General features: G+C 59.9%; 24 protein-coding genes. 16 read left to right on the top strand and 8 right to left on the bottom strand.

Annotated features, from left to right (window positions below; all coding sequences use genetic code 11):
- Positions 1–226 precede the first annotated feature (226 nt).
- From RWK44_RS10240 to RWK44_RS10225, 4 genes are all read right to left on the bottom strand, one after another.
- Entirely contained in the window at positions 227–1,426 is a 1,200-nt protein-coding gene (locus RWK44_RS10240; protein ID WP_131666208.1) for a mandelate racemase/muconate lactonizing enzyme family protein, read from the bottom strand.
- A 17-nt stretch (positions 1,427–1,443) separates the two neighbouring features.
- Entirely contained in the window at positions 1,444–2,805 is a 1,362-nt protein-coding gene (locus RWK44_RS10235; RefSeq protein WP_131666207.1) for a mandelate racemase/muconate lactonizing enzyme family protein, read from the bottom strand.
- Between the two features lie 62 nt (positions 2,806–2,867).
- A complete protein-coding gene (locus RWK44_RS10230; RefSeq protein WP_316028747.1) occupies positions 2,868–4,034 on the bottom strand; it encodes a mandelate racemase/muconate lactonizing enzyme family protein in 1,167 nt (388 codons plus the stop codon).
- A gap of 55 nt (positions 4,035–4,089) precedes the next feature.
- Entirely contained in the window at positions 4,090–4,800 is a 711-nt protein-coding gene (locus RWK44_RS10225) for a GntR family transcriptional regulator (protein ID WP_132613942.1), read from the bottom strand.
- 207 nt (positions 4,801–5,007) lie between these two features.
- Between RWK44_RS10225 and RWK44_RS10220 the strand changes: the two genes are divergently transcribed.
- The 10 genes from RWK44_RS10220 (at position 5,008) to RWK44_RS10175 (ending at position 15,138) form a co-directional block, all read left to right on the top strand.
- Positions 5,008–6,486 (top strand): ABC transporter substrate-binding protein, encoded by a 1,479-nt coding sequence (locus RWK44_RS10220; RefSeq protein ID WP_131642829.1) that lies wholly within the window; start codon positions 5,008–5,010, stop codon positions 6,484–6,486.
- 74 nt (positions 6,487–6,560) lie between these two features.
- Complete coding sequence (locus tag RWK44_RS10215; protein WP_027663776.1) at positions 6,561–7,520, top strand: carbohydrate ABC transporter permease; 960 nt, start codon at positions 6,561–6,563, stop codon at positions 7,518–7,520.
- Positions 7,517–8,404 carry a carbohydrate ABC transporter permease gene (locus tag RWK44_RS10210; RefSeq protein WP_131666204.1) on the top strand — a complete coding sequence of 296 codons (888 nt, stop codon included), beginning with the start codon at positions 7,517–7,519 and terminating at the stop codon, positions 8,402–8,404. Before RWK44_RS10215 ends, RWK44_RS10210 begins: the two co-directional genes overlap by 4 nt.
- A gap of 10 nt (positions 8,405–8,414) precedes the next feature.
- A complete protein-coding gene (locus tag RWK44_RS10205; RefSeq protein ID WP_168287775.1) occupies positions 8,415–9,512 on the top strand; it encodes an ABC transporter ATP-binding protein in 1,098 nt (365 codons plus the stop codon).
- Between the two features lie 33 nt (positions 9,513–9,545).
- On the top strand, positions 9,546–10,709 hold the full coding sequence (locus tag RWK44_RS10200; protein WP_132613938.1) for a mandelate racemase/muconate lactonizing enzyme family protein: 1,164 nt from the start codon (positions 9,546–9,548) through the stop codon (positions 10,707–10,709).
- Between the two features lie 21 nt (positions 10,710–10,730).
- Positions 10,731–11,480: a ribonuclease activity regulator RraA gene (locus tag RWK44_RS10195; RefSeq protein WP_168284566.1), complete on the top strand. Its 750-nt coding sequence runs from the start codon at positions 10,731–10,733 to the stop codon at positions 11,478–11,480.
- Between the two features lie 162 nt (positions 11,481–11,642).
- Positions 11,643–11,921, top strand: coding sequence for a methyltransferase (locus tag RWK44_RS10190; RefSeq protein WP_316028746.1), 279 nt, complete (start codon positions 11,643–11,645; stop codon positions 11,919–11,921).
- Positions 11,922–12,046: 125 nt separating this feature from the next.
- Entirely contained in the window at positions 12,047–12,604 is a 558-nt protein-coding gene (locus tag RWK44_RS10185; protein WP_131662114.1) for a c-type cytochrome, read from the top strand.
- Positions 12,605–12,920: 316 nt separating this feature from the next.
- On the top strand, positions 12,921–13,724 hold the full coding sequence (locus tag RWK44_RS10180) for an SDR family NAD(P)-dependent oxidoreductase (RefSeq protein ID WP_131642824.1): 804 nt from the start codon (positions 12,921–12,923) through the stop codon (positions 13,722–13,724).
- Between the two features lie 19 nt (positions 13,725–13,743).
- Complete coding sequence (locus RWK44_RS10175; protein WP_316028745.1) at positions 13,744–15,138, top strand: FAD-dependent oxidoreductase; 1,395 nt, start codon at positions 13,744–13,746, stop codon at positions 15,136–15,138.
- 41 nt (positions 15,139–15,179) lie between these two features.
- On the opposite strand, the gene RWK44_RS10170 is transcribed toward RWK44_RS10175, so the two are convergent.
- The 3 genes from RWK44_RS10170 to RWK44_RS10160 are packed head-to-tail and all read right to left on the bottom strand — an operon-like array spanning position 15,180 to position 17,585.
- Complete coding sequence (locus RWK44_RS10170) at positions 15,180–15,515, bottom strand: hypothetical protein (protein ID WP_077979179.1); 336 nt, start codon at positions 15,513–15,515, stop codon at positions 15,180–15,182.
- The gene (locus RWK44_RS10165; RefSeq protein WP_026265415.1) at positions 15,515–16,381 is read right to left on the bottom strand and encodes a DUF6772 family protein; all 867 of its coding nucleotides are present in this window, start codon (positions 16,379–16,381) and stop codon (positions 15,515–15,517) included. Before RWK44_RS10165 ends, RWK44_RS10170 begins: the two co-directional genes overlap by 1 nt.
- A 58-nt stretch (positions 16,382–16,439) precedes the next feature.
- Positions 16,440–17,585 carry a mandelate racemase/muconate lactonizing enzyme family protein gene (locus RWK44_RS10160; RefSeq protein WP_316028744.1) on the bottom strand — a complete coding sequence of 382 codons (1,146 nt, stop codon included), beginning with the start codon at positions 17,583–17,585 and terminating at the stop codon, positions 16,440–16,442.
- Between the two features lie 160 nt (positions 17,586–17,745).
- Here RWK44_RS10160 and RWK44_RS10155 point away from each other — a divergent pair, with 160 nt between their 5' ends.
- From RWK44_RS10155 to RWK44_RS10130, 6 genes are all read left to right on the top strand, one after another.
- Entirely contained in the window at positions 17,746–18,504 is a 759-nt protein-coding gene (locus RWK44_RS10155) for a FadR/GntR family transcriptional regulator (RefSeq protein WP_077979277.1), read from the top strand.
- The gene (locus RWK44_RS10150) at positions 18,501–19,292 is read left to right on the top strand and encodes an SDR family NAD(P)-dependent oxidoreductase (RefSeq protein WP_168284564.1); all 792 of its coding nucleotides are present in this window, start codon (positions 18,501–18,503) and stop codon (positions 19,290–19,292) included. Before RWK44_RS10155 ends, RWK44_RS10150 begins: the two co-directional genes overlap by 4 nt.
- 132 nt (positions 19,293–19,424) lie before the next feature.
- Positions 19,425–20,672, top strand: coding sequence for an ABC transporter substrate-binding protein (locus RWK44_RS10145; RefSeq protein WP_316028743.1), 1,248 nt, complete (start codon positions 19,425–19,427; stop codon positions 20,670–20,672).
- An 11-nt stretch (positions 20,673–20,683) separates the two neighbouring features.
- Positions 20,684–21,607 carry a carbohydrate ABC transporter permease gene (locus RWK44_RS10140; protein ID WP_168284562.1) on the top strand — a complete coding sequence of 308 codons (924 nt, stop codon included), beginning with the start codon at positions 20,684–20,686 and terminating at the stop codon, positions 21,605–21,607.
- Positions 21,604–22,446 (top strand): carbohydrate ABC transporter permease, encoded by an 843-nt coding sequence (locus tag RWK44_RS10135; protein WP_132613920.1) that lies wholly within the window; start codon positions 21,604–21,606, stop codon positions 22,444–22,446. The genes RWK44_RS10140 and RWK44_RS10135 overlap by 4 nt, the downstream gene beginning before the upstream one ends.
- A gap of 13 nt (positions 22,447–22,459) precedes the next feature.
- Positions 22,460–23,509: an ABC transporter ATP-binding protein gene (locus RWK44_RS10130; RefSeq protein ID WP_077979174.1), complete on the top strand. Its 1,050-nt coding sequence runs from the start codon at positions 22,460–22,462 to the stop codon at positions 23,507–23,509.
- Between the two features lie 60 nt (positions 23,510–23,569).
- On the opposite strand, the gene RWK44_RS10125 is transcribed toward RWK44_RS10130, so the two are convergent.
- Positions 23,570–24,568: an ABC transporter permease gene (locus tag RWK44_RS10125; protein ID WP_029872506.1), complete on the bottom strand. Its 999-nt coding sequence runs from the start codon at positions 24,566–24,568 to the stop codon at positions 23,570–23,572.
- Positions 24,569–24,581 lie beyond the last annotated feature (13 nt).

Here is a 24,581-nt window from a genome sequence, read left to right as displayed (position 1 = left end):
GTCAGGCTCATAACCTGAAGGCCGCAGGTTCAAATCCTGCCCCCGCAACCAAATTCCAACATACACATACTCAAAAGCCCGCCCCGTGCGGGCTTTTTGCGTTCCAAAGTGAGTCAAGGCAGGCATCCAGGATGCGGTAATCCGGATCTTTCACTCGCTGCCTCCCTGAAGTAAGGCAAGGTTTCCCAGCGGCTGCGATCGCCGACGATATAGAGGGGAGGGAGGTTCAGTCGAAGAAGCCCGCATCCTCTTCGCTAAGATATCTCCTGGCCGCTTCGGCGTCGATATCAAGGCCAAGCCCCGGCGCTTCCAGTAGGTCCACCATGCTGTCCTTAACGATCTGCGGCGGCAAGCCGATTACCAGATCCTGCCACCAGGGATCGGAGGCGGTCGGATATTCGAAGGCGATGTAATTTGCCGGCAAGGTGGCGCAGACATTGATCAACGCGCCGAGGCCAAGCAGGCCGTTAGCGATGCCGTGCGGTGCCATCAGGATCGAGTGCATGTAGGCGTGCTCGGCGACCCATTTGAGCTCGGCAATGCCGCCAACATCGGCTGGATCGGGGCCGATGACGCGTACCGCCTGCGTCTCAATCAGTTCCTTGAAATTGTGCCGCAGGTAGATCTGCTCACCAGTGTGGATTGGCGTCGAGGTGGAGGTTGTCAGTTCCCGATAGGCCTGCGGATTGACCCACGGCACGTAGTCGCCAGTGAGCATGTCCTCGAGCCACATCAAATTGTACTTCTCGACCGCGCGAGCGAACTTGATCGCATCGGGCAGCATCCAGCCGGGGCCGCAGTCGAGCGCCAGGCTGACTTTGTCGCCCAGCACTTCCTTCATCGCGATCACGCAGTCGAGCATGTGATTGAAACCGCGCTCGCTGATCACGCCCTGATCCATGGCACCGTGATAGCCGCCCTTCTTCTGCGTCACGCCGTAGTGGAAGCCCTCGACAGTGTCCTTCATGTTGGAGTGGAACGAGATTCCTTGCTTGACCATGAAGAAGTTCTGCGGCTGCTCCATCATCCATTTGACGTCGGCGGCGTAATCTTCCGGCCGATCGCCCATGCGTTCCTGGCGAATCGAACCATTGTAGACGCGCACCTTGTCCCGCACCTTGCCGCCGAGGAGTTTATAGACGGGCACGCCCGCGGCCTTGCCAGCAATATCCCACAGCGCATGCTCAATAGCGCTCACCGCCGCGCCGTACGGCTTGAAAGAGCCGCGTTGACGGATCTTCAACATTACTCTCTCGACGTCGGTCGGGTCCTCGCCGATCAGCGCCTCGCGGAAATGCAGTACCCAGGGCTTGAGGTGGGACTTGGTGAATTCGACTTCGCCCAAGCCATAGAGGCCCTCGTCCGTAACGATGCGGACGATCGGGTGTTTGCCGATAACGGCACAGCGGAGATCGGTGATCTTCATCTTCGTTCCTCTTCGCCTCAGCTCCAGGTGCGATCCCAGGAATACTCATCGTCCCAGTGATCCGTCGGCAACCAGATGCCGGTGACACCCGGCTGCAGATGCTGCGAGATCACCTCGTCGACGACGTCGTCAATCCCCAGGCCCGGCTTGTCTGGAACAGTGACAAAACCGTCCTTCACCAGTGGCCTGGGAAGGCCGGTGACGATATCGTCCCACCAGTCGACATCGACAGAGTGGTATTCGAGCGCCATGAAGTTTTCAGTCGCGATCGCGACATGTGCCGCGGCCATTGCTGCGATTGGACTTTCTGCCATGTGGATCGCCATGGCGACACCGTGGTCCTGCGCCATGTCGCCGATCTTCTTGGTCTCGAGGATGCCCCCGCTGGTGAGCAGGTCCGGGTGGATAACGGAGACGCCGCCGCTCTTGAGCAGAGGCTCGAAGCCTTCCTTGAGGTATATGTCCTCGCCAGTGCAGATCGGCACTGTGGTGGCGTCCTGCAGTTGTCGGTATTGATCGGTATACTGCCACGGGATCACATCCTCGAGCCAGGCTGGCACGTATTTTTCAATTCGCCTGGCAAGGCGGATGCCGTTCTGCATCGAGATATGGCCGATATGGTCGATTGCGAGCGGCACATCCATTCCGATGACCTCACGAACCTCGGCAATGTATTGCTCAAGGAAGTCGAGGCCCTTGTCGGAAAAGTGGAGGCCGGTAAATGGGTGTGGGACGTTATGCAAATCGTATGCAGCGTTGCGCACGCGCCGCTCTTCATTGGTCTTCAGCGGACCGCGGCCGGGGTGGTCGCGGTAGCCTTCAAGTGAGCCGGCAGGAGACACTACCGCCCCGGGCACATCCGCGATCTGCATCAGCCCCAGATCCATCTTGAGGAAGGTGAAGCCGAGCTCCATGCGCTGCTTGAGGCGCTTGCCGGTCTCGGTACCGCTCGGCACGGTAGCGTCGGTGTCGCAATAGACGCGCACTTTTTCCCGAAAACGGCCGCCAAGCATCTGGTAGACGGGGACGCCATAGGCCTTGCCGGCAAGATCCCACAACGCGATTTCCACCGCCGATACGCCGCCGCCTTGCCGGCCGTGCCCGCCGAATTGCTTGATCCGGCGAAACAGTCGATCGATATTGCAAGGGTTCTCGCCAAGCAGCCGGCTCTTCAGCATCAGCGCGTAGGTGGCGCTGGCACCGTCGCGCACCTCGCCAAGCCCGACGATGCCCTGATTGGTGTAAATCTTAAGCAGCACTGAGGCGAACGGAGCGCCGGTGATTTCGGCTACCCGCAAGTCGGTGATGCGAAGGTCGGACGGCTTGGAATGCGTGTTCACACGATTGAGCGCCTCGTCGGCTCCATCTGCCTCTAGCATGGTTTATCCTCGTTTTAGTCCGCGGGGCTGCCGCCGCCCACGCTGGGGCGGTGTAGGGGTTGCTAGTCCAGCTCTATCTCGTGGCTTTGAAGGTAGTCGCGGTTCATTTCAACGCCGAGACCAGGCTTGGGCGTAAGCTTGAGGCTGCCGTTCGAGACATCGAGTGGCCTGTCGATGAGGTGATCGTATTTGCCCAGGTTCCACTCCGACGTTTCGAGTTTGTAGAAATTGGGAACGGTCATCATCACCTGCGCTCCCGCAACCACGTTGATCGGCCCTGCCGCGTCATGCGGCGAGACGGGAATGTAGTAGGCTTCGCATAGGGCAGAAATCTTCTTGAGTTCGGTAATGCCGCCGGTCCATGTGACATCAGGCATGATGTAATCAGCTAGTCTGTTTTCGAGCACCGCCACGAAGTCCCATTTCGTATGGCCGCGCTCGCCCCACGAGATAGCGGCGCTGACCTTCTCACGGACCTGTCTAAGCGCATTGAGGCTCTCCGGTGGACAGGGCTCCTCGAACCAGTCGATCTGACCGGCTTCCTCGAGGCTCCGACAAAGGCGAATGGCGGTGGGAACGTCGAAGCGGCCATGCGCATCGATGAGGATGTCGACATCAGAGCCCGCCGTTTCGCGGATCAGAGCCGTGAGTTCGGCAGCTTCGCGCTCATCCTTGCGGGTCATGCTGCCATCGAGGTAGCCGTCGCGCTGTTCGCGAGGCTCTCCGTCGGCGGTGCCGCCTTGTTGGGGGAAAGGATCGAACTTCAGCGCAGTGTGGCCGGACTCGACGATGTCTCGAATTTCGCGGACAACAGCCTCATTGCTGGTAAATTTAGCCTGGTTGGGGTGCGTGTAGAGCGCGATTTGATCGCGTACCGGCCCACCCAACAGGTCGTAAATCGGCTTACCCAGAACTTTGCCCCGGATGTCCCAGAGGGCTATGTCAATGGCGCTCACGCATTCGACCGCGGCGCCGCGACTGCCCATGTAGGTGAAGCTTCGGAATATCTTGTGCCACAGATACTCGATTCGCGCCGGGTCCTCGCCTGTCACAGCGGCACCGATCTGCCTCAGGATCGTGCAGAGGGCGCGATTGGCGAGCCTCGTCGTGGTGGTGATCTCTCCCCAGCCGCTCACCCCCTCATCGGTCGTTACTTCGACGAACAGAAACTCTCCCCAATAGGAAGCATCGGACTTGATGAGCCACGGCCGCACGCTGGTGATTTTCATCTCAACTGCCCTTATCTGAGGTGGTTCGGTATAGCGATACTCCGGGCGAGGTATTCTATCCTGCCCGAGCGGCGTTACGCGCACGCATGTGTTCGAGGATGTGCCGGCCGGAGCCTTCGACATGGCGTGCAATGAGTTCGCCTGCCTCGTTCGCATTACCCGCTTTGACATGCGCGATGAGCTCGCGATGCTCGCTCAGGATCGCGGCACGCCGGGCGAGCGTGAAGTTGAAACGCCGGCTCACGGCTCGAAGCACTTCGCGATGCTTCCACCAAAGCTCGGCGGCATGGCGGTTGTAGTGCCTTTGGTACATTACGGTGTGAAAGGCGGTGTCCAGCTCGCTGTGCCTGAACGTGTCGGCGAAGTTGTTCTCTTCGATCAAGCCTTGGATGCGTTCGAGTTCAGCAATGTCCTCGACGGTGGCCATATTCACGAACCATCGCGTCAGGGCCGGCTCGATCAAGACTCCTATCTCGTAGATGTCCCGAACAAAATCCTGATCTATGGGCCGGACGCGCGCTCCGCGGTTGGGAAAGAAGGTGACAAAGCCCTCACCGCGCAACAGTTGCAGAGCCTCGCGCACGGGGTTGGTCGAGGTGCCGTGGCGCCGGGCGAGATCCGTGACCACAAGCCGCTCGTTGGCAGCGAGCCGCCCTTCGATGATGTCGTCCCTGATCAATTGATAAAGCGAGGCGCCCTCGCTGGAGGCCCCGATAGCGTCGATCCCTTCGGGTGGCTGTGCTTTAAAATCGCTTGTTTCGGCCAATGCTATCCCCAATCAATACATACACTGCTCGGATATCACGCGAGTTTTGGTTAAACAATGTACGATTTCTCTTATTGACAGGCAATCTACGATCTGAAAACGTATGATGAGGTCAAAGGGATACATTGGGTGGAAAGTCCCGCGGCCGGGGAGCAAAGACCGCTCGCCTCGACGCAGAGCGGCATGGGAGAACCTGGAGGATACCCTATGACGAGGATTTCACTCGGCGGTGCCGTCCTGCGCGGCACTATATCGACTGCTTTGATGCTATCACTGATGTCGGCCTCGGCGCTCGGCGCGCCGGTCGACTTGAGCAAATGGTCGCCGCAATACGTGCGCTCCATTGCCGGCACACAGAATTTTGACACGGCAGCTGATTGCGGCAAGGTCACCCCTCTCGACTACAAGGGGCGGCTGACTTTCTGGTATCAGGGCGTGTTCGAGGGCGACCCCGACCTCCTGCGCCAGTATTACAAGGAGTTCTTCGAGACCTTCCGCAAAACCTATCCAAACATCCAGCTTGAGGAACAAGCCCTCACCTATAACGACCTGTTGGACAAGTTCCGGACCGCGCTCTTGGGCAATGCAGCGCCCATGGCGGTCCGCCTGCAAATCCTGGGTGGCACCGAGTTCGCCTCAAAGGGATATTTGGAGCCGCTCAAACCTGAGGATGTAGGGTATTCGACCGAGGATTTCTGGCCCGGCGCCATGAAGGCTGTAACCTGGGAAGACGTCACCTACGGCATTCCAACCAACAACGAGACGATGGCGTTCATCTGGAACGCCGACATCTTCAAGCGTGCAGGCCTCGATCCGGACAAGGCCCCGGCAACCTGGGAGGACGTCGTCAAGTATTCCAAGCAGATCCACGACAAGCTCGGCATTGCCGGTTACGGCCTCGTGGCTCGCAAGAATGCCGGCAATACGCCGTACCGCTTCATGCCGCAGCTGTGGGCCTATGGCGGCGGCGTCTTCGATGAGGCCACCGCCGATCCGACCTATAAGGAGGTCGAGCTCGATAGCCCGCAGAGCAAAGCGGCATTGCAAGCCTCCTACGATATGTATGTTCGCGACAAGTCGGTTCCGGTTTCGGCGCTCACCAACCAGCAGGCCGACAACCAGCCCCTCTTCCTCGCTGGCCAGCTCGGCATGATGATCTCGCATCCGTCCGACTACAACGTCATGCTCGACCTGCAGAAAAAGGCGACGGCCACCGACAAGGACAAGGCGCAGACCGTGATCGACAACATGCGCTATGGCTTGATTCCGACTGGCCCCGACGGCAAGCGTGCCGTCGTGTTTGGCGGCTCCAACATTCACATCCTGAAGCCCGAATATGTCGAAGGCGGCAAGGTAGACGAGCCGGCGGCAAAAGCTATCATCTGCATGTGGACAAGCCCCGAATGGTCACTGAAGATGGCTTATGCCGGCTCGAACCCGGGGAACCTCAATGGCTTCAAGACAAAATGGATGAAGGAACGCCTGGACAGCATCAAGTTTCTTGATGTCACGACCTCGATGCTGCCTTACGGCATCCCGTTCCCGGCACTGCCACAGTCCCCCGAGATCATGAACATCATCGTCCCGGACATGCTCCAGAATGCTCTGACTGGGGCCATGACCGTCGACCAGGCAGCAGACGATGCGGCCAAGAAGGTCAAAGACCTGATGGACGGTGGGCTCTAGTCCAAGTCCGACGATCTGACCGGCTGCACATCGGTCGCAGCCGGTTTTGTTCCCAAGGATGAGGGCTCTGCACGGTGACGATCTTGACTGGGAAGGCCGAGGTTTCCCGACGACTGCGACCTCATAGGTCCGGAGTGCTGCGAAAGGTCTGGGAGCATCGCGCTGACTACGCGTACGTGCTTCCTGCGATCGCCGTGATGCTCATCGTCATAGCCTACCCCATCTATTACACGATCGAGCTGTCGTTCTTCAACACACCGCCTGGTCTGCAGCTTCGGGACAAGATTTTCGTCGGCCTCGACAACTACACCGCCATCCTCAAAAGTCCGGTGTTCTGGACGGTTACCTCGAACACTCTTATCTGGACAGCGGGATCGACTTTCATCGCATTTGTCCTGGGGTTCGCTTGCGCCCTCGCACTTCATCGTGACTTCGCTGGCCGCGCCATCCTGCGCGCCATCCTGATCATTCCCTGGGTCATCAGCGCGGTTGCCGCATCATATATCTGGAAATGGATCTACCATTCGGACTTTGGGATCATTGGCTCAGTGCTGGTTGGCCTGGGATTGAGCGACCGGCCGCCGAATTTCATCGACAGCGTCAGTACGGTGTTGCCCTCGCTGATCGTCGTGAATATCTGGCGAGAATTTCCGTTCGCCATGATCATGATGATGGCCGGCCTGCAGACGGTTCCCGACCAATTGCTGCGCGCCGCAAAAGTCGACGGAGCCAATGCATGGCAGCGGTTCTGGCACGTCACCTTTCCGCACTTGAGAAACGTCTCGACGGTGACGATCCTTCTGCTGGCAGTGGCCAACTTCAATTCTTTCATCATCCCCTGGATCATGACCGGCGGCGGGCCGTCGAATGCATCGCATATCTGGATCACTCACATTTACGAACTCGCCTTCGGCCGCCAGCGCTGGGGGGTGGCATCGGCCTATTCGGTACTGCTGTTCCTGATCCTGATGTCGCTCGGCTACTTCTACGTTCGTGCGCTGAGCGGCAACGACCAGAAAGACGGGAGCGAATGAGCACGATTGTCGAGACTGCTCAAGGCCAGGCGCGTCGCCGTATGCGCATCGATGGATGGCGGTGGGGCGGACGCATCTTCCTTGTGTTCATGCTGCTTTACACCGCATTACCGATGATCTGGATGCTGATCACGTCGATCAAGTCCGGCTTCGCGGCGATGCAATTCCCGCCGCAATGGTGGCCGGACCAACCTACTCTTGCCAGCTACCAGAAGCTGCTCGATCCGCAAAACAGCGTCGGTCAGGACTTCCTTCGTTTCTTCTGGAACAGCCTTTTCGTCTCCACTGCCACGACCATCCTTTCGGTGATCGTGGCAGTTCCTGCGGCCTACGCGTTTTCGCGCTTCACTTTCCCAGGCCGGAACTTTCTGTTCTTCGCCGTATTGCTTCGCAACATGTTCCCGGCGGTGATCTTTCTCGTGCCGCTCTTCATCCTGATGCGCGCGATCGGGCTGGTGAACACGCATAGCTCGCTCATCCTCACTTACCTCACATTCGGCCTGCCGCTGGCAATCTGGCTCCTCAAGGGCTTCTACGACAACATCCCGGTGCAACTCGAGCAGGCCGCGCGCATCGATGGGGCAACGCGGTTCCAGGCCTTTGTCCTGATCGTGATGCCGCTCTCGGCGCCAGGAATCATCGCCACGGCGATCTATTCCTTCATCGGCGCGTGGAACGAGTACATCTATGCCTACACCTTCCTCTCCAAGAACGACCAGCTGACACTGCCGGTCGGCATCCAACGCTTCTTCTCCGAAAATACGACGGACTTTCCCGGCCTTATGGCGGCCAGCTTTATGATGAGCGTGCCCGTCGTGGTCTTGTTCCTCGTCCTGCAACGATACTTCGTACGCGCCCTCACAGAAGGCGCAGTCAAGCACTAGGGAGTTGCCGGTGGCTCACGTGGTCCTCAAAGATCTTGTCAAGACCTATGGCAGCTTCAAAGCTGTCAACGATGTTTCGCTGACGGTCAACGACGGCGAATTTGTTGCGCTCGTCGGCCCTTCAGGCTGCGGCAAGACAACCACGCTCAATCTTGTGGCGGGGCTCATCCCCATCACATCTGGCGACATCGTCATCGGCGACCGGGTGGTCAACGACCTCGACCCCAAGGACCGCGACATCGCAATGGTGTTCCAGAACTACGCGCTCTATCCGCAGAAATCGGTCTACAAAAACCTGGCGTTCCCGCTGCAGATGCGCAAATTGCCAAGGGACGAGATCGACAAGAAGGTCAAGGAAGCAGCGCGAGTGCTCGACATGACGCAGCTGCTCGAGCGCAAGCCACGCGAACTTTCGGGCGGGCAACAGCAGCGCGTGGCGCTCGGTCGTGCACTCGTTCGCGATCCGGCGGTATTCCTGATGGATGAACCACTCTCCAACCTCGACGCAAAGCTGCGCGTGCAGATGCGGTCGGAGATCAAGCGTTTCCACCAGGACCTCAAGGCGACGATTATCTACGTGACGCACGACCAGCTCGAAGCGGTAACCATGGCCGACAGGATGGCGGTGATGAACGGCGGCTACCTGCAGCAATACGATTCACCGGCGCAGGTCTTTGCCCATCCGGTGAACATGTTCGTCGCCAGCTTCGTCGGCAGCCCGGCGATGAGCCTTGTTCCGCTGGAGACGTCAACGGCAAGCGGCAACACCGTGTTGACGAGTGCGGAGGGCTGGCGCCTCGAGCTCTCGCCAGAAAACGCTCAGAAGGTCTCAAGGGCGACAACCAAGAAAGTCGTGCTCGGCGCACGTCACTCGACGATCAAGCTGCACAAGAGTGCGGTGCCAGGCAGCATTCCTGCCAAGGCCTATACGGTGGAGCCGACCGGAGACGTCACCTTCGTGCAGGCGTTTCTTTCCGGCGCCATCGTCAATGTCAGCGTACCGCCGACCATTGCCGTCGCGCCCGACGAGCCGATTTGGCTCGAGTTCGATCAGGAGCGGATGCATCTGTTCGACGGCGAAACAGAAATGGCCCTCAAGGCCCACTGAGACAGAGCCGATGCGTGCGAATCGAGGGCGTGAATGACTACGAAGCTTAAAATCACGGCCATCAAGCCCTATCCAGTATGGGTGGGAACGCGCAACCAGATGCTGGTCAAAGTCGAGACCGACAACGGCATTTTCGGCTGGGGCGAGAGCGGCTTGAGCGGTCGCGAAAAGGCCGTGGCCGGCGCGATCGAGCACTATCGCGAGTTTCTCATCGGCCGCGATCCGATGCAGATTGGTCGGATCTGGCAAGAAGTTTATCGCAGCCAATACTTTGAAGGCGGGCGCGTTCTGCAGGCGGCAATTTCCGCCATCGACATTGCCCTTCACGACATCAAGGGCAAGGCGCTGGGCGTGCCGGCCTACGAACTGTTGGGCGGCAAGCAGCGCGACCGTATTCCTACCTTCGCCTCAACGGGTGACGAGGCCGAGGGCGATGTTGCCATCGAACGAGCCCGCGAATTACGCGAACAAGGGTGGCAGGCGATCCGCTTCTTTCCCATCGGGCAAAACAACAAGGACATCTTTGAACCGCGGGAGTCGATCGGCGCGACCGCAACTATGCTGAACAAGGCGCGCGAGGCGCTGGGCGACGAGGTCGTCCTCGGCATCGACTATCATCATCGGCTGTCGGTGGCAGAGGCGGCGAGCTTCTGCAACAAGCTCGGCCGTGGCGTGCTTGATTTCCTCGAAGAGCCGATACGAGACGAGACACCGGAGGCCTACGAATCCCTGCGCACGATGACCGACATTCCCTTCGCCATCGGCGAGGAATTTGCCAGCAAGTGGCAATTCCTGCCCTACATCGAACGTGGCATCCATCAGTTCAACCGGCTCGATGTTTGCAATGTTGGCGGGCTCACCGAAGCGATGAAGATCGCCGGTTGGAGCGAGGCGCACTATGTGGACCTGATGCCCCACAACCCCCTCGGCCCGGTCTGCACGGCCGCGACCATCCATCTCGCCGCCGCGGTACCGAATTTCGCCTGGCTCGAGACCAGAGCGCCCGAAGCAAAACTGGGCTTCGATAATTCCGACTTCTTCCCCGTGCAACCAAGACTCGACGGCCCCGACTATCCGGTCAGCGACCTGCCGGGGCTCGGCGTCGAGGTCAACGAAGAGGCGGTCAAGACGGAGAGCTTTCGTTTCTGGGAAGCGCCGCACCTGAAACGCCGCGACGGTTCTGTCACAAACTGGTAGTTTCATCCACCGGAGCCTAAAATGACGCATACGCCCGACATTACGCGACCGCCCAAAGAACTGATCGACGCATTGAAGGAAATCGGCGCCGCGACGGTTTCCGGCACGCTTGGCCACATGGGCTTCCGCAATCCGCACATGGTCGGTCCCGTGCCGCAGAATCGCGGGAAGTCGATCGTCGGGCCGGCCCTGACGCTCCAGTTCATGCCGCAGCGGCCGGACCTCTTCACCGAGGGAGAATATGCCGATCCGGAGACGCAGTTGCACCGGCACGTGCTCTATCACGTGCAGGAGGGCGATGTGGTCGTGGTCGACGCGCGCGGCGACATGAGCTCGGGCGTCTTCGGCGATATGATGTCGACCTATTTCAAAGGCAGAGGCGGCGCTGGCATCGTGATCGATGGGTGCATGCGCGACCGGCCCAATGTCGAGAAGCTGGATCTCCCCCTATGGCTACGTGGCTGGACGCCCAACTACCATGTGCAGACCAGCATCTATCCGAATGCGGTCAACGTTCCGATTGCCTGCGGCGGTGTCACGGTAATCCCCGGAGACATCATCGTCGCCGACGATGACGGGGTGGTCGTGCTTCCAGTCGCAATGGCCGCGAAGGTAATCGAAGAGTCGCAAAAGCATCACGATTGGGAGGAGTTCTCGCGAGTGAAGCTTATGGAGGGCGGGTCGTTGCAGCGCTACTATCCGCTGCATGACGATGCCCGCGGAGAATACGAAGAGTGGCGCAAAACAAACCGCTTGGAGAAACGAAGTTAGCCTATTGATTACCCTCGGCGGGCCGCGAACCTTCTGAGGTATCGCCGACGTCTATGCAAAAATAGGGAGTCGAATTTCGCCGTGCGAGACCGCCGGCGGCAACTTCTCCGAACAGCTTCCCGGGGATCACGAGGTGCATCTCCTGTCGATGATCCCGCACGATTGGGACGAGGCCAGAACCGCGCCCTGCTGCGCCGGTCCTTCGAGGCTTTGCCGAGCGGCGGCGCAGTGATCATCAGCGAGCTTCTCGTCAATGACGAAAAGACCGGGCCGGCGCCGGCCGCGCTGATGAGCCTCAACATGCTGATCGAGACGGAAGGGCGAAACTACACGCCGGCCGAATATTCGGCGTGGCTCGAGGAAGCCGGCTTCCGGCACATCGAGACGGTCTGGTTCGACGCACCCGCCGCGAACGGCGCGGTGATCGGCCGCAAGCCCTAGATCAGGATGATTTGGGCCCAATCGGCCTAAAATATGAAACCTGATCTAAATCAGAGCATGATGTCGTCTGAAAACCGCGCACACTTTTCGGCATCATGCTCCAGAGCAACGGGACGGAGGGAAGCATGAGCATTCACGATTTCGGAACTGCTGTCACGCGCGTGGCGTCGCGGGCGGCCAGGCGGGTGTTGCCCGCAGCATTCGCAGCGCTGGCGGCGGCGATTGGATCGTCGCCTGCCGGCGCGGCCGACAGCGAGCTGGTCGAACGGGGGAAATACCTGGTGACCATCACGAGCTGCACCGATTGCCACACGCCGGGACATTTCCTCGGCAAGCCGGACATGACGCGTCACCTCGGCGGCTCCGAGGTCGGTTTCGAGATCCCTGATGTCGGGGTGTTCTACGGCCCCAACCTCACGCCCGATGAGGAGACGGGTCTCGGGCGTTGGAGCGAGCGTGATATCGTCACTGCGATCCGGACAGGCAGGCGCCCCGACGGACGCATGCTCGCTCCGGTCATGCCGTGGCCCGCATTGGCGAAGCTCACCGACTCTGACGCCGCGGCGATTGCGGCCTATCTCAAGAGCCTGCCGCCGGTGAGCAACAAGGTGCCCGGACCGTTCGGGCCGGGCGAGGCGCCAACTTCGTTCGTGATGAAGATCGTGGCGCCGGCGGAGAAATAGGGGCGGCGCATTGCAGGGCGGCGCCCATCCCATTTCCGGCTCACGACTCGCGCGGAGTCGCCCCGGATGATCGCGCCGGAGTTCAGTTCGGGAAGAGAACATCGCCCTTCCCGAGCCCGTATTTTCGCCGCCTGCCGCGCTTTTTGAGATCAGCGCGACCAACAGTTGCCCCTCCGTCCTGAGTATTTTGCCCACGCGAAACTCTGTTTCCAGTCTGCGTATCGCCTCCACATTGCGCTTTACAACTATATAACATAGTTGCTACGTTACTAGCAATGGTGAGGCGAGCCTGCTGACTGGTGTTGGGCTGCCCTTGATGAAGGACGCTGCGACGATGTCTGGGACCTATGCTACCTTTTCCGACGATAGTTTTGCGGGCCGAAGCGTCCTTATCACGGGCGCAGCGAGCGGAATGGGTCTTGAAACGGCAAGGGCCTTCGCCAGCAAGGGCGCGGAAGTCGTCATGGCGGATCGTGACGAGGCGGGGCTGAAGCGCTACGGTGCGGAACTGCGCAATGGCGGCGCGGCTATTCACACCGTGACGGTGGATGTCAGCGATCAGGAAAGCATCGACAAGGCCTTCGATTTTTGTGACGCAAATCTGGCGCGTCTCGATAACGTCGTGACATGTGCAGCGATCATCACAGCCAAGCGTATATTCGAGCAGGATCGGGCGCATTGGCATCGCGTGCTCGATGTCAATCTGCTCGGCAGCTTCTTCGTCGTGCAGGCGGCGGTCAAACGCATGCTCGACAACGCCGATGGCGGCAACATCGTCTGTATCGCCTCGGATGCCGGCGTGCATGGCGGCGGCGGGCTGATCGCCGATACCGCTTATGCGGCATCGAAAGCCGGGATCTTGTCGATGGTCAAATCGGTGGCGCGGGAACTTGCGGGCAAGAAGATCCGCATCAACGCGCTGAACCCCGGGCCGACGGATTCCCCGATGCACTCCCATATCGACCAGTCGCTGAAGGACCGCATCGCCGGCAATCTGCCGATGCGGCGCATGGGACGGCCCGAGGACATGGCGGCGGCAATCATGTTCCTGTGCTCGGATGCAGCCAGCTTTACCTACGGCGCCGCGCTCGATGTCGATGGCGGATCGATGTTCCGCTAGATGGGGAGGGGATAGAAGTATGCAGCAGACAGCCCACCGTTACGCCTATTCGGCCGATATTCCCGAACTCGATGGTGTCGATGTGCTCGTCATCGGGGGCGGACCATCGGGATTATCGGCCGCGGTCGCGGCGGCACGTCTTGGCGTGCGGGTACGCCTTGTGGAGCGCTACGGCTTCCTCGGCGGCAACCTTACGGCGGGCCTCGTCGGCCCCTGCATGACCTCCTATTCGCTCGACGGCAGCCAGCAACTGATCCGGGGCATCTACGAAGAATTCGTTCAGCGGATGATGGCGCTCGGCGGCGCGCTGCATCCGAGTACGATCCCGGCAGGTTCGGCCTATTGCGGCTTCATCGTCTACGGCCACGACAAGGTGACACCTTTCCAGCCTGAGGCGGCGAAGGTCGCGGCGCAGCGCATGTGCGTCGAGGCGGGAGTGGAATTGTTGCTGCACACCATGGTCGTCGATGCCATTGTCGATGACCATGACGCGGACAATCCCCGGGTGCTCGGGGTCGTTTGCGCCGGCAAAGGCGGGTTGAGGAGCGTTCGTGCCAAGGTCGTCGTCGATTGCTCGGCCGACGGCGATGTCGCCCATTATGCCGGTGTCCATACCCGTCAGGGGCGGGAAAGCGACGGCCTTTCCCAGCCGCAAACATTGTTCTTCCGCGTGCAGAACGTCGATGACCAAGCTGTGGAGGATTACATCCGCGCGCATCCGCAGGATTTTCGGCCTTTCGCCTCGATCGTCGCCAAGGCGACGGCCGAGGGCCGCTTTCCCGCGCCTCGCCGCGGCATCGGCCTTTACAAAACCATGGAACCGGGCGTCTGGCGCATCAATACCGGCCGCGTGTTGCGCCGCAATGGGGCTGATGCCCTTGAGCTCTCGCTTGCCGAGATCGAAGGCCGGGAGCAGACCGTGGCGCTGCTCGATTTCTTCCGCAACAATCTGCCCGGCTTCGAACAGGTGGAACTGCGGGACACGGCAACCCAGATCGGCGTACGGGAAACCCGACGGATCGATGGAGCCTACGAACTGACGCTGCAAGATTTGCATTCCGGCCGCGCCTTCGACGATGTCGTGGCGTTGTGCGGCTATCCGCTCGATATTCACGACCCCACAGGCTCGGGCGGTGGGACCGGTGGCGAGGGGCTTGATGCGGCGAATATCTACCAGATACCTTACCGGGTCATGCTGCCGCGCGTTCATGAGGGCCTGCTGGTGTCCGGCCGCGCGGTCTCGGCGACGCATGAGGCGCTCAGCGCCATTCGCGTCATGCCGCCCTGTTTTGCGCTCGGCCAGGCGGCCGGTGTTGCCGCGGCACTTTCGGTCGGCAACAGGGCCAGTCCCCGGCATGTCGACTACGCGGACTTGCGCAGGGAACTTCTGGCCCAGGGCGCCTATCTTGGCTGACGGAAGGAGAAAGCGGGGAGCGATACCCGCGGTTTCTCAAGTCAGGCCTTCAGATGAAGGGTCACCAGCACGGTGCATTCAGCGCCATCGGCAAATCGGGTTGCAACGCGCAGCCAATTGCCGAAGGCGTTGAGCCGGGCCACGGCAACGCCGTCCTGTTCGGCCGGCATGGCGAATTCCGTTCCTTCCCGGACCCAGTGCATGCCGTCAGGCGAGATTTCCACCCAGCCCTTGGGTGCAGTGCCGACGGGAGGCTTCAATGCCCGAATGAAGAATACGGCTTCATGCGCCCAACCGGCCTCATAGGGTTCGCTCGCGGCGTCACCGCTCCAGCGCTCATTGCGGGTTATCACCGCCGTGATGTTTTCGGGAAGCATCAAAAATCCCCTGAAATGCAAATGGAATCGACATAGAGAAAGGCACGCTTGGCGACATCCGTCTCGGCGAACAGGCAGAAGTTCAGCATGCACCAGAGGTTTTTCATCGCCGGAATCCGGATCGACTCGAAGCCGGATACATCGAAATTCCGGTCGTTGCATTGCAAGCCGGTCGCCTTCATGGAGGCGAGGTCGAAATCGAAGCGCATATAGCTCCAGTTCACCTTCGTCGGGATCTCGTTGTAGCAGAGCCGTTGTTCACCATCCGGCAAGTCCAGCCAGCCTTCGGGCGCCAGGTGATAGTGGCTTACGGTCTTGTCTTCCCGGCCGATGGCGGTGAAGGGCGTGGTCTCGCGTTTGTACTGCCATTTCTGCAAGTGCTTGCCGTCAAGTGCATTGAGAAAGCGCAGATGCGGCATAACCCGCTCGCCGTCTCCGTCCCGATCGCCGCATTGCAGATCGAACAGGAAGCCGATCGATCGCACGTCGGTTTCCGATAGTTTCAGTTCCGTCGCCTCCGGCTTGAACGTGAAGAAAATCTCGAAGCGGATCGGGCCGCGCTTGCGGAAGGTATGGCGCTTGATTGCAACGTTCTGGGCGCCCGGTTTTGCCTTTGTGGCGATCTTTAGCGCATAGGACGAATCCATGCCGCCGTGGGATCCTGCATCCCAATGCCCGAGAGTTGAGAGCATGGCGCTCGAGTGCTGGGCAAAGCCCGGCAGCATGACGTCGAGGCTGTCCTCGTAATTGCCGACCAACTGCGACCAGCCGCAATGCCCGCGCGAAAAATCGTCAAACGACAGGATGCGCGGCAGAGGATCGAAACGACTGAGCGCCGGATCTGCGCGAAGCATTGCGAGCCTCATGGCTTCCATCATGTCGGCTGTAGAAGAGGGCGCTGATGTCGTCATTATGGTGTTGACCTCACTGTACGCGGAGCCGTTTGACGGCGTCCCAATCGATTTCGATGCCGAGACCCGGCCGTGTCGGCACGTCGAGCCGGCCATTCTTCTGGCGCAGGCAGCCGGGCGCCAGATCGGCCAGGTCGCGCTTGAAGGTGCTAAGATCGCATTCGCATTCCATCACCCGGAAATTCGGAAGGGCGGCTGCCAGATGCGTGCTGGCCGTCTCGCAGATAATGCCGGACATGCCGATATGCGGGGCGTAGCCCACATCGTGCAGGGCGGCATAGTCTGCCATGCGCCGTGTTTCGGATATGCCGCCGGCACGGGCGACATCCGGCTGCAGGATTGAAAGGGTGCGGTTGGCGACGAGACGCTGCGCCTGATCGGCGGTAAAGTTGCTCTCTCCGGCTGCGAGCGGCACGTCGCAGCGCTTGCGCAGTTCCTCGTAGCCTTGCTCGTTTTCCGGCGCCAGCGGCTCCTCGAACCAGAAGTAGCCATTGGTCGAAAGTGCCCTGCCGACCTCGATCGCCTGGTCCAGATCATAGGCCCAGTTGGCGTCGACACAGAGTTCGATATCGTCGCCGGCGCGCTTGCGCAGCCGTTCGATGCGCCGGCAGGCTTCTCTGACCGGATTGGCCATCTTGACTTTGATGCGCGGGAATCGCTCGCCGATATAGCGCTCCAGTTCCCGATCCGCCTCAGCATCGTCGACCCAGTTTACGGCGGCGGCATAGACCTCGATCGTTTCCCGGCCGATGCCGCCAAGCAGCTTGGCGATCGGCATGCCCGCGGCCTTGCCCATGATGTCCCACAGCGCAATGTCGACGCCTGCGATCGCCTCGATCAGCATGCCGCCGGCGCGGCCTGACAGCGAGCGCCGCATGGATTGCCAGAGCGCGCCGATGTTACGCGCGTCCTGTCCGATCAGCCGTGGCTTTAACGAGGTTTCGATCAGTTCCGCATAGGCCTTAGGCGAAAACCGGGCCAGAACCTCACCGACGCCGACGATGCCGGCATCTGTGCGCAACTCGACAAGAACCATCGAGACTTTGTGATAGGTACCCCAGGACGTGACGGTCGGTTTGGGCAGCGTCTGGCTGAGCGGATGGGCGATGACATCTGAAATAATGATCGCCGGTCCGGTCGAAGGTTGCACAGAATCCATCGGCTCTTTCGTTCCCAATGTTTTGCTCGTTGCTCTTGGTTTTGCTCGCTGCTTTGGGGCGTGTCTGTTATTCCTAGCTAGATGTTGGTGACTTGGCAACTGATAAACCTAGTTGCTAAGTTGGAAACTGCGTGTTAGCTTTGTGAATATGAGGATCGAGATGAGTGAAATTCCCGAAAGGAAACCCGTTTTCACCGCCAAGCCGCCCAACCCTTCGCGGTTGGCGGATGGGGTTTCCGATGCGATTGCCGCCGCGCTCTTTGATGGGCGCATCTCGCCTGGCGAGCCGTTGCCGCCCGAAGGGGAGATCGCCAGGGAGTTCGGCGTCTCGAAGCCTATCGCCCGCGAGGCGCTTCGCCAGCTGACGGCAGCCGGGCTGATCTTCACCCAACAAGGCAAGGTTGCCCGGGCCAAGGCGCTGAGCGGCGAATCGATGGACAAAATCTACGGCTACGCGGTCCGCTCCAGTCTCAAGCGGCTGCGCGAAGCCAATGAAATGCGCCGCGTCGTCGAGACGGGAATTGCCCGACTCGCCGCCGAACGTCGCGATCCGGAAGGTCTGGATATTATGCGGCAGGGCTTGGCGGGCATGCTGGCTTCCGTCCAGGAGCCCTCCGGCTTTACCGCCGCCGACATCCTGTTTCACCTCGGCCTCGCCGTGACGACGGGTAATTACATGATCCGCGTGCACATGGAGAGCATGCGTTCCGTGCAGCGCGAGGTGTCGGAATTGTTTTCACGTCGCGCCAATCGCAGCGACGCTGACTGGCGGGCAACGATTGGCCGGCATCAGGCAATCTACGACGCAATTGCAGTTGGTGATGCCGACCTCGCCGAGCAAAAAATCCGGGAGCATTTCGAAGCTGCCGACATTGCCTCGCTCGAGGTGGCCGACAAGTTGAAAGATGCCGAGCGATGAGCGCCGCGCGCTTTTCACTGAAAGGCCGACGCGTGCTGGTAACCGGTGCCAGTTCCGGCATCGGCCGGGCTGTTGCGCTTGGCCTTGCGGAGCATGGAGCGGAACTGATCCTGCATCATTTCGGTAATGAAACGGGCGCGCGTGAGGTGGCCCGGGCGACCGGAGGGACGGCGCCGGTACTGGAAGCAGACTTCACCGACGGGCGTGCGACGCAGGCTTTTGCCGATGAAGTGCTCAAAACACACGGCCCGATCGATATCCTCATTGCCAATGCCGCCATCGAACGTCGGCGGCCCTGGCAGGAATTGGATGAGGCGCATGTCAACGCCCATGTGGCATCGAATTTCTCGGCGCTGCTGACGCTGACGGCAAAGCTGGTTCCACCGATGGCCGAGCGGGGCTGGGGCAGGGTCGTCGCCACAGGCAGTATCATGGCGGTGCGACCGCGGGCGGAAACGGTTGTTTATGCGTCGCTCAAGGCGGCGCAGTTGACTGCGATCAGGTCGATTGCGCGCGAAATCGGCCGTCGCGGCGTCACGCTGAATGTGGTTTCGCCGGGTGCGATCGAGATCGAGGCCAATGCCGCGCGCTACGGCGACCCGGCGTTCCGCAAAGCGGTAGCCGCCAAGATCCCTGTGGGCAGGCCGGGCCAGCCGCAGGACCTGGTTGGGGCGTTTGTTTTTTTGTGCAGCGATGCTGCCAGCTACATTACGGGTGCAAATATTCCGGTCGACGGAGGATGGTCGATCGGAGACGCGCCCGGGAGCCTTCCGCACGCTGCCGGGTGAACGGCCTGCGGCAAGGTTTTCGAGATCATGCGGCGGAACCATCCGCCGCAGCTTGCAGCCAAATTCCAGGCGAATGCCGTTTGCATTCAATCGGTGAAGGCTGATTGCCGACGACCAAAAAGGGAGGAAACCATGAAGGCCGCATTAGCAGGTATCGCAGCATCCGCGTTGACATTGTGCATATCGACGTCTGCCGTCTTCGCGACGGATCTCCGCATGACGGTCTGGACCGGGAGCGAGGCTCATCTGAAGATGCTGAATGGCATTGCGGAGAGCTTCAAAGCCACACATCCCGACGTCAACGTGAAGTTCGAGACCGTGCCGGTCAACGACTACACGCAGAAACTGACCTTCCAGATCGCCGGCGGCAATGCTCCCGATGTAGCCTGGATGATGGAGGATGCCGCTCCGGCTTTCGAAAACGCCAATCTTCTGATGGATCTCGGCCCGACGCTCAAGGCGGCGGAAGGCTATGATTTCGATGATTTCTCAAAGCCGGCCATGGGCCTCTGGCAGAAGGATGAAACGGTCTACGGCATTCCGTTCTCCACCTCGCCTTTCATGATCTACTACAACAAGGACATGTTCGATAAAGCCGGGCTCGAAGATCCGCTGACGCTCGCCGCCAAGGGCGAATGGAACATGGACATGTTCCAGGAAGTCTCCAAGAAGCTCGCGGCAGCCAATCCCGGCAAATGGGGCTTCGAGTTCAAGGATGGCGAAGGCTATGCCTCTCGCATGACCCACGCCCTTCTGCCGCCAATCCGCGCCTATGGCGGCGACATCTGGTCGAACAAGGAATGCGGCTTCGACAAGCCAGAAGCCGTCAAGGCGGTCAAGCAGCTGCATGACATGGTCTTCAAGGACAAGTCCATCGTTCCGCCGGGCGAACAGGGTGATTACTTCTCCGGCAATTCGGCGATGACGGTCAACCAGATTTCCCGTGCTTCGAAGATGGCGGAAGCCGGCTTCAAGTGGGGCATCGCACCGTTGCCCACCGGCCCAGGTGGTGAGTCACCCGTTATTGGCCAGGCCGGTCTTGTTGTGTTCGCCGAAGGCAAGAATACCGAAATCGCCGCAGAATTCGTGGCGCATATGACCAATAAGGAGAACGTCGCCACCATGGCGCAGTTCTTCCCGCCGGCCCGCAAGAGCGTTCTGCAGGCCGATGCATTCATCAACGGCAACAAGCTCGTGCCGCCCGAGATGATGAAGAATGTGGCTGCCGCGATAAAAAAGGGCCGGGTGGTCTCGGCTAACGAAAAAGCGCCCCAGATCCTTGCCGCCATGGCGCCTCGCGTCGATGCCCTGTGGAAGCCGGATGCCGATGTCGATGCCGCCATCAAGGGCATCTGCGCGGCAATCCAGCCGCTGCTTTGATCAGAACGAAGATGGCCGATACCGTTCATAACTCCATTCGAACCGGCCAAAAGACCTGGCTGACGTTGAAGATAAGAGAGATGATGGAGGCGTGGCTGTTTGTCAGCCCCACCTTCATCGGCTTCCTCATCTTCTTCCTCGGTCCGCTCTGCGCAGTGGTCTATTATTCAATGACCGAATGGAACCTGCTCAGCCAGCAGGCCACCTTCGTAGGCCTTGCCAATTTTCAGAATGCGCTCCTCGAAAACCCTGACTTTTGGCTTGTGGTACGCAATTCGGTTATTTTCGCGATCGGTCTCGTGCCGCTCAACATGGCGCTCGCGCTCGCCTTGGCGCTCGCCCTTTCCCGGCCGTTCTTCGGGGTCGTGTTCTTTCGCACGGTGTTTTTCGCTCCCGTCATCACCTCGGCCATCGCCTGGGCGATCGTCTGGAAATTTCTGCTGCAGGGAGAAGGTGGTTTCATCAACCAGGTACTGGCGCTGGTCGGGATCACTGGTCCAAACTGGCTGCGTGAACCGAACTGGGCCATGGCGGCGGTCATCGTCACCCGCGTCATCAAGATGGTCGGCCTCAACATGATCCTCTACATTGCGGCGCTGCAGGCGATCCCGCGGGACTATGAAGAGGCAGCGCGCCTGGAAGGCGCCTCGCGCCGGCAGATCTTCAGCATGATCACCTGGCCGTTGCTGGCGCCGACCACGCTCGTCATCATGGTCATCACGACGATCGGTTCTTTCAAGGTCTTCGATCATATATATCAGATGACCGGTGGCGGCCCGGAAAACGGCACGCTGGTGCTTGCCTTCTACATCTACCAGCAGGGCTTCAAGTTCTTCAATGTCGGCTATGCCTCGGCGCTCGCGATGATCATGTTCGTGATGATCATGGCGCTGACCCTGGTACAGGTGATGCTGCGGAGAAAGGGATCGGAATGACCCAGCGCCAAATCCAGATCCTCTACCGCACCTGCTGGACGATCGCGCTCCTGATCGCCGCCATACCTTTTGTTTTCCCATTCGTTTGGATGGTGTCTGCCGGCTTCAAGAGCGTGACCGAGATATTCGGTGCGCCGACGCTTATTCCCCGCGTCTGGCGCTGGCAGAATTTCGTCGAAGTGTTCACCTACCAGCCGTTCGCGCGGCAGTATTTCAACTCGCTTTACATCGCGATCGTGGTGACGGCGCTCACCCTCGCCATCTCGTCCCTGGCCGGCTATGCGCTGGCGCGCATGCGGTTTGCCGGTGCCGGGCTGCTGATGCTTTTTCTGATCTCGGCGCTCATGGTGCCGGAGGAAGTGACGATCATTCCGAACTTCTTCCTGATGCGTTGGCTGGGCCTGGTGGATACTCACTGGCCGCTGATCCTGCTGCCCACCTTCGGCCCTCATGGGGTGATGGCAACGTTCCTGATGCGCCAATATTTCTTGGCCCTGCCCAAGGAACTGGAAGAAGCCGGCAAGATGGACGGCCTCTCACGCTTCGGCGTTTGGTGGAAGATAGCGCTGCCGATGGCGCGTCCGGCCCTGGCTGCGGTTTCCATCATCACCTTTCTGTTCTCGTGGAACCTGTTCCTGGAGCCGCTGATCTTTCTGAGCTCGCTCGACATGTTCACGCTGCCTTTGGCCTTGTCGAACTTCAACGACAGCTACGGCTTGCCGTTGTGGAACCTCCAGCTTGCCGCTACCAGCCTTGCCGTGGTGCCGATCCTGATCGTCTATCTGATCGCCCAGCGGCAGATCATCGAAAGTTTTGCGCTATCAGGCGTGAAGGGATGAGGATTTTTCGTTCATGAGCAGTGTATCGCTTAAAGGCATCGAAAAACGCTTCGGCGCCGTCGAGGTCATCCGCGGCGTCGATCTCAGGATCGATCCGGGCGAGTTCGTCGTATTCGTCGGTCCGTCAGGCTGCGGCAAGTCCACCTTGCTGCGGCTGATTTCGGGACTGGAATATCTCAGCGGCGGTGAACTTGCGATTGGCGGCCGGGTGGTCAACGAAGTGCCGGCTTCGAAACGCGGTGTTGCCATGGTCTTCCAATCCTATGCCCTCTATCCACATCTGACCGTCCGGGACAATATGGGTTTCGGGCTGAAGGTTCGCAAAGTTCCGGCACAGGAGCGTCAGAAGCGTGTCGATGAAGCAAGCGCCACGCTGAAGCTCGAAGCATTGCTCGATCGCTACCCCCGTGAGCTTTCCGGCGGTCAGCGGCAGCGCGTCGCGATCGGCCGGGCCATCGTCGGAAATCCTGATGTCTTCCTGTTCGACGAACCGCTGTCGAACCTCGATGCAGAGTTGCGCGTGCACATGCGCTCTGAAATCGCCGCACTACACAAGCGGCTCTCCACGACGATGATCTATGTAACGCACGACCAAATCGAAGCGATGACGCTCGCCGACAAGATCGTCGTTCTGCGCGACGGCCGTGTCGAGCAGGTCGGTTCCCCCCGGGAATTATATGAGCGGCCGGCAAATATCTTCGTGGCGCAATTCATCGGAAGCCCAAAAATGAACCTGCTCCCGGCAGATATCGCGCCTTTGCTGACAGGTGCAAGGGCAGCGGATACCACGGCCGAGACCATCGGGATAAGGCCGGAACATCTGACGGTCGTGGAACCTCGAGACGGGACGCTGCGCGGAACCGTCGGGCTTTGTGAATATACCGGGGCGGTAACACTGCTTCACGTCAAGCTGCCGGACGGGCATGATTGCCTCGTCCTGCACGACGGTGGTGATATGAAGGCGGGAAACCAACTAGGGCTCACCGCCGATGTCTCGAAGGTGCACTTTTTCAATGGCAACGGGCAGACAATAAAGCGGACTGAACAAGGCTGGACTGCTTGAACGTATGGCAGCTCCTGGCGCGGGCGCGAGCCGCAGAAATCTCTGAAGAGCGGGGTTCGTCTACTCGCCCTGTCGCAAGTTGCGAAGTCGGTCGAAAAGGACGGCGAGCACGATTGCGCCACCGATAAAGCAACCCTGCCAGAACGCGTTGATACCGAGCAAACCAAGACTGTTACGGATGACCTCGATGAGTGCGGCGCCGACCAAGGCTCCAAAGGCGGTGCCGACGCCGCCCGCCAGATTGGCGCCGCCGATAACCGCGGCGGCAATGACCTGAAGTTCCATCCCGGCGCCGATGTTTGTGGTGACGGCGCCGAGCCAGCCGGTCTGAATGATGCCGGCAACCCCCGCCGACAGGGCAGAAATCATATAGACGATGACCTTGATCCTCGGCACCGGAACGCCTGTCAGTGTCGCGGCGTGCTCATTGCCGCCGATGGCAAATACATAGCGGCCGAACTTGGTCCAGCGCAGCACGAAACCGGTAATGAGTGCCAGCACGACCATGTAAAGCACTGGATTGGCGATGCCGAAAAACCAGGCGCCGCCACCGAGAGCCAATAGTTTGTCGTGATCAGGTCCGAATTCAAAAACCACAGTGTTGTTGGATGCAACCATCGCAAGGCTGCGCGCAATCGACAGCATGCCGAGCGTGACGACGAAAGGCGGGAAGCCGAGATAGGCAATCAAGACGCCGTTGAAAGCTCCGACCAGAAGAGCCGTACCGATCGAGGCGGCGATGCCGACTTCAATACTATAGCCCGCGTGCATAACCACAGCCAGCACCATGCTGCACAGACAAAGTACGGAGCCAACGGACAAATCGATGCCGCCGGTGATGATGACCAGCGTCATGCCCAGCGCGATAATGGCGACGAAGGTGACGTTGCGGGTGATGTTGTAGATGTTCTTCGCCGTCGCAAAGGAGTCCGTTGCCATCGACAGAAAAATGCAGGCTAGAATGACTGCAATCAGCACCCAGAATGTCTGGCCGCTCATGATCGTTGCAAGCCAGCTCCGTTGCTTCTGTCCGATCGTTTGGTCAAGTGTAATCGCCATCGTCGACCTTCTT

It is taken from the genome of Rhizobium sp. 25PS6, assembly GCF_032464655.1.
In the GTDB taxonomy this organism is placed as follows: Bacteria; Pseudomonadota; Alphaproteobacteria; order Rhizobiales; family Rhizobiaceae; genus Rhizobium; species Rhizobium laguerreae.
The sequence above is the reverse complement of the archived record's forward strand: the minus strand, read 5'-3'. Positions and strand labels throughout refer to the sequence as shown.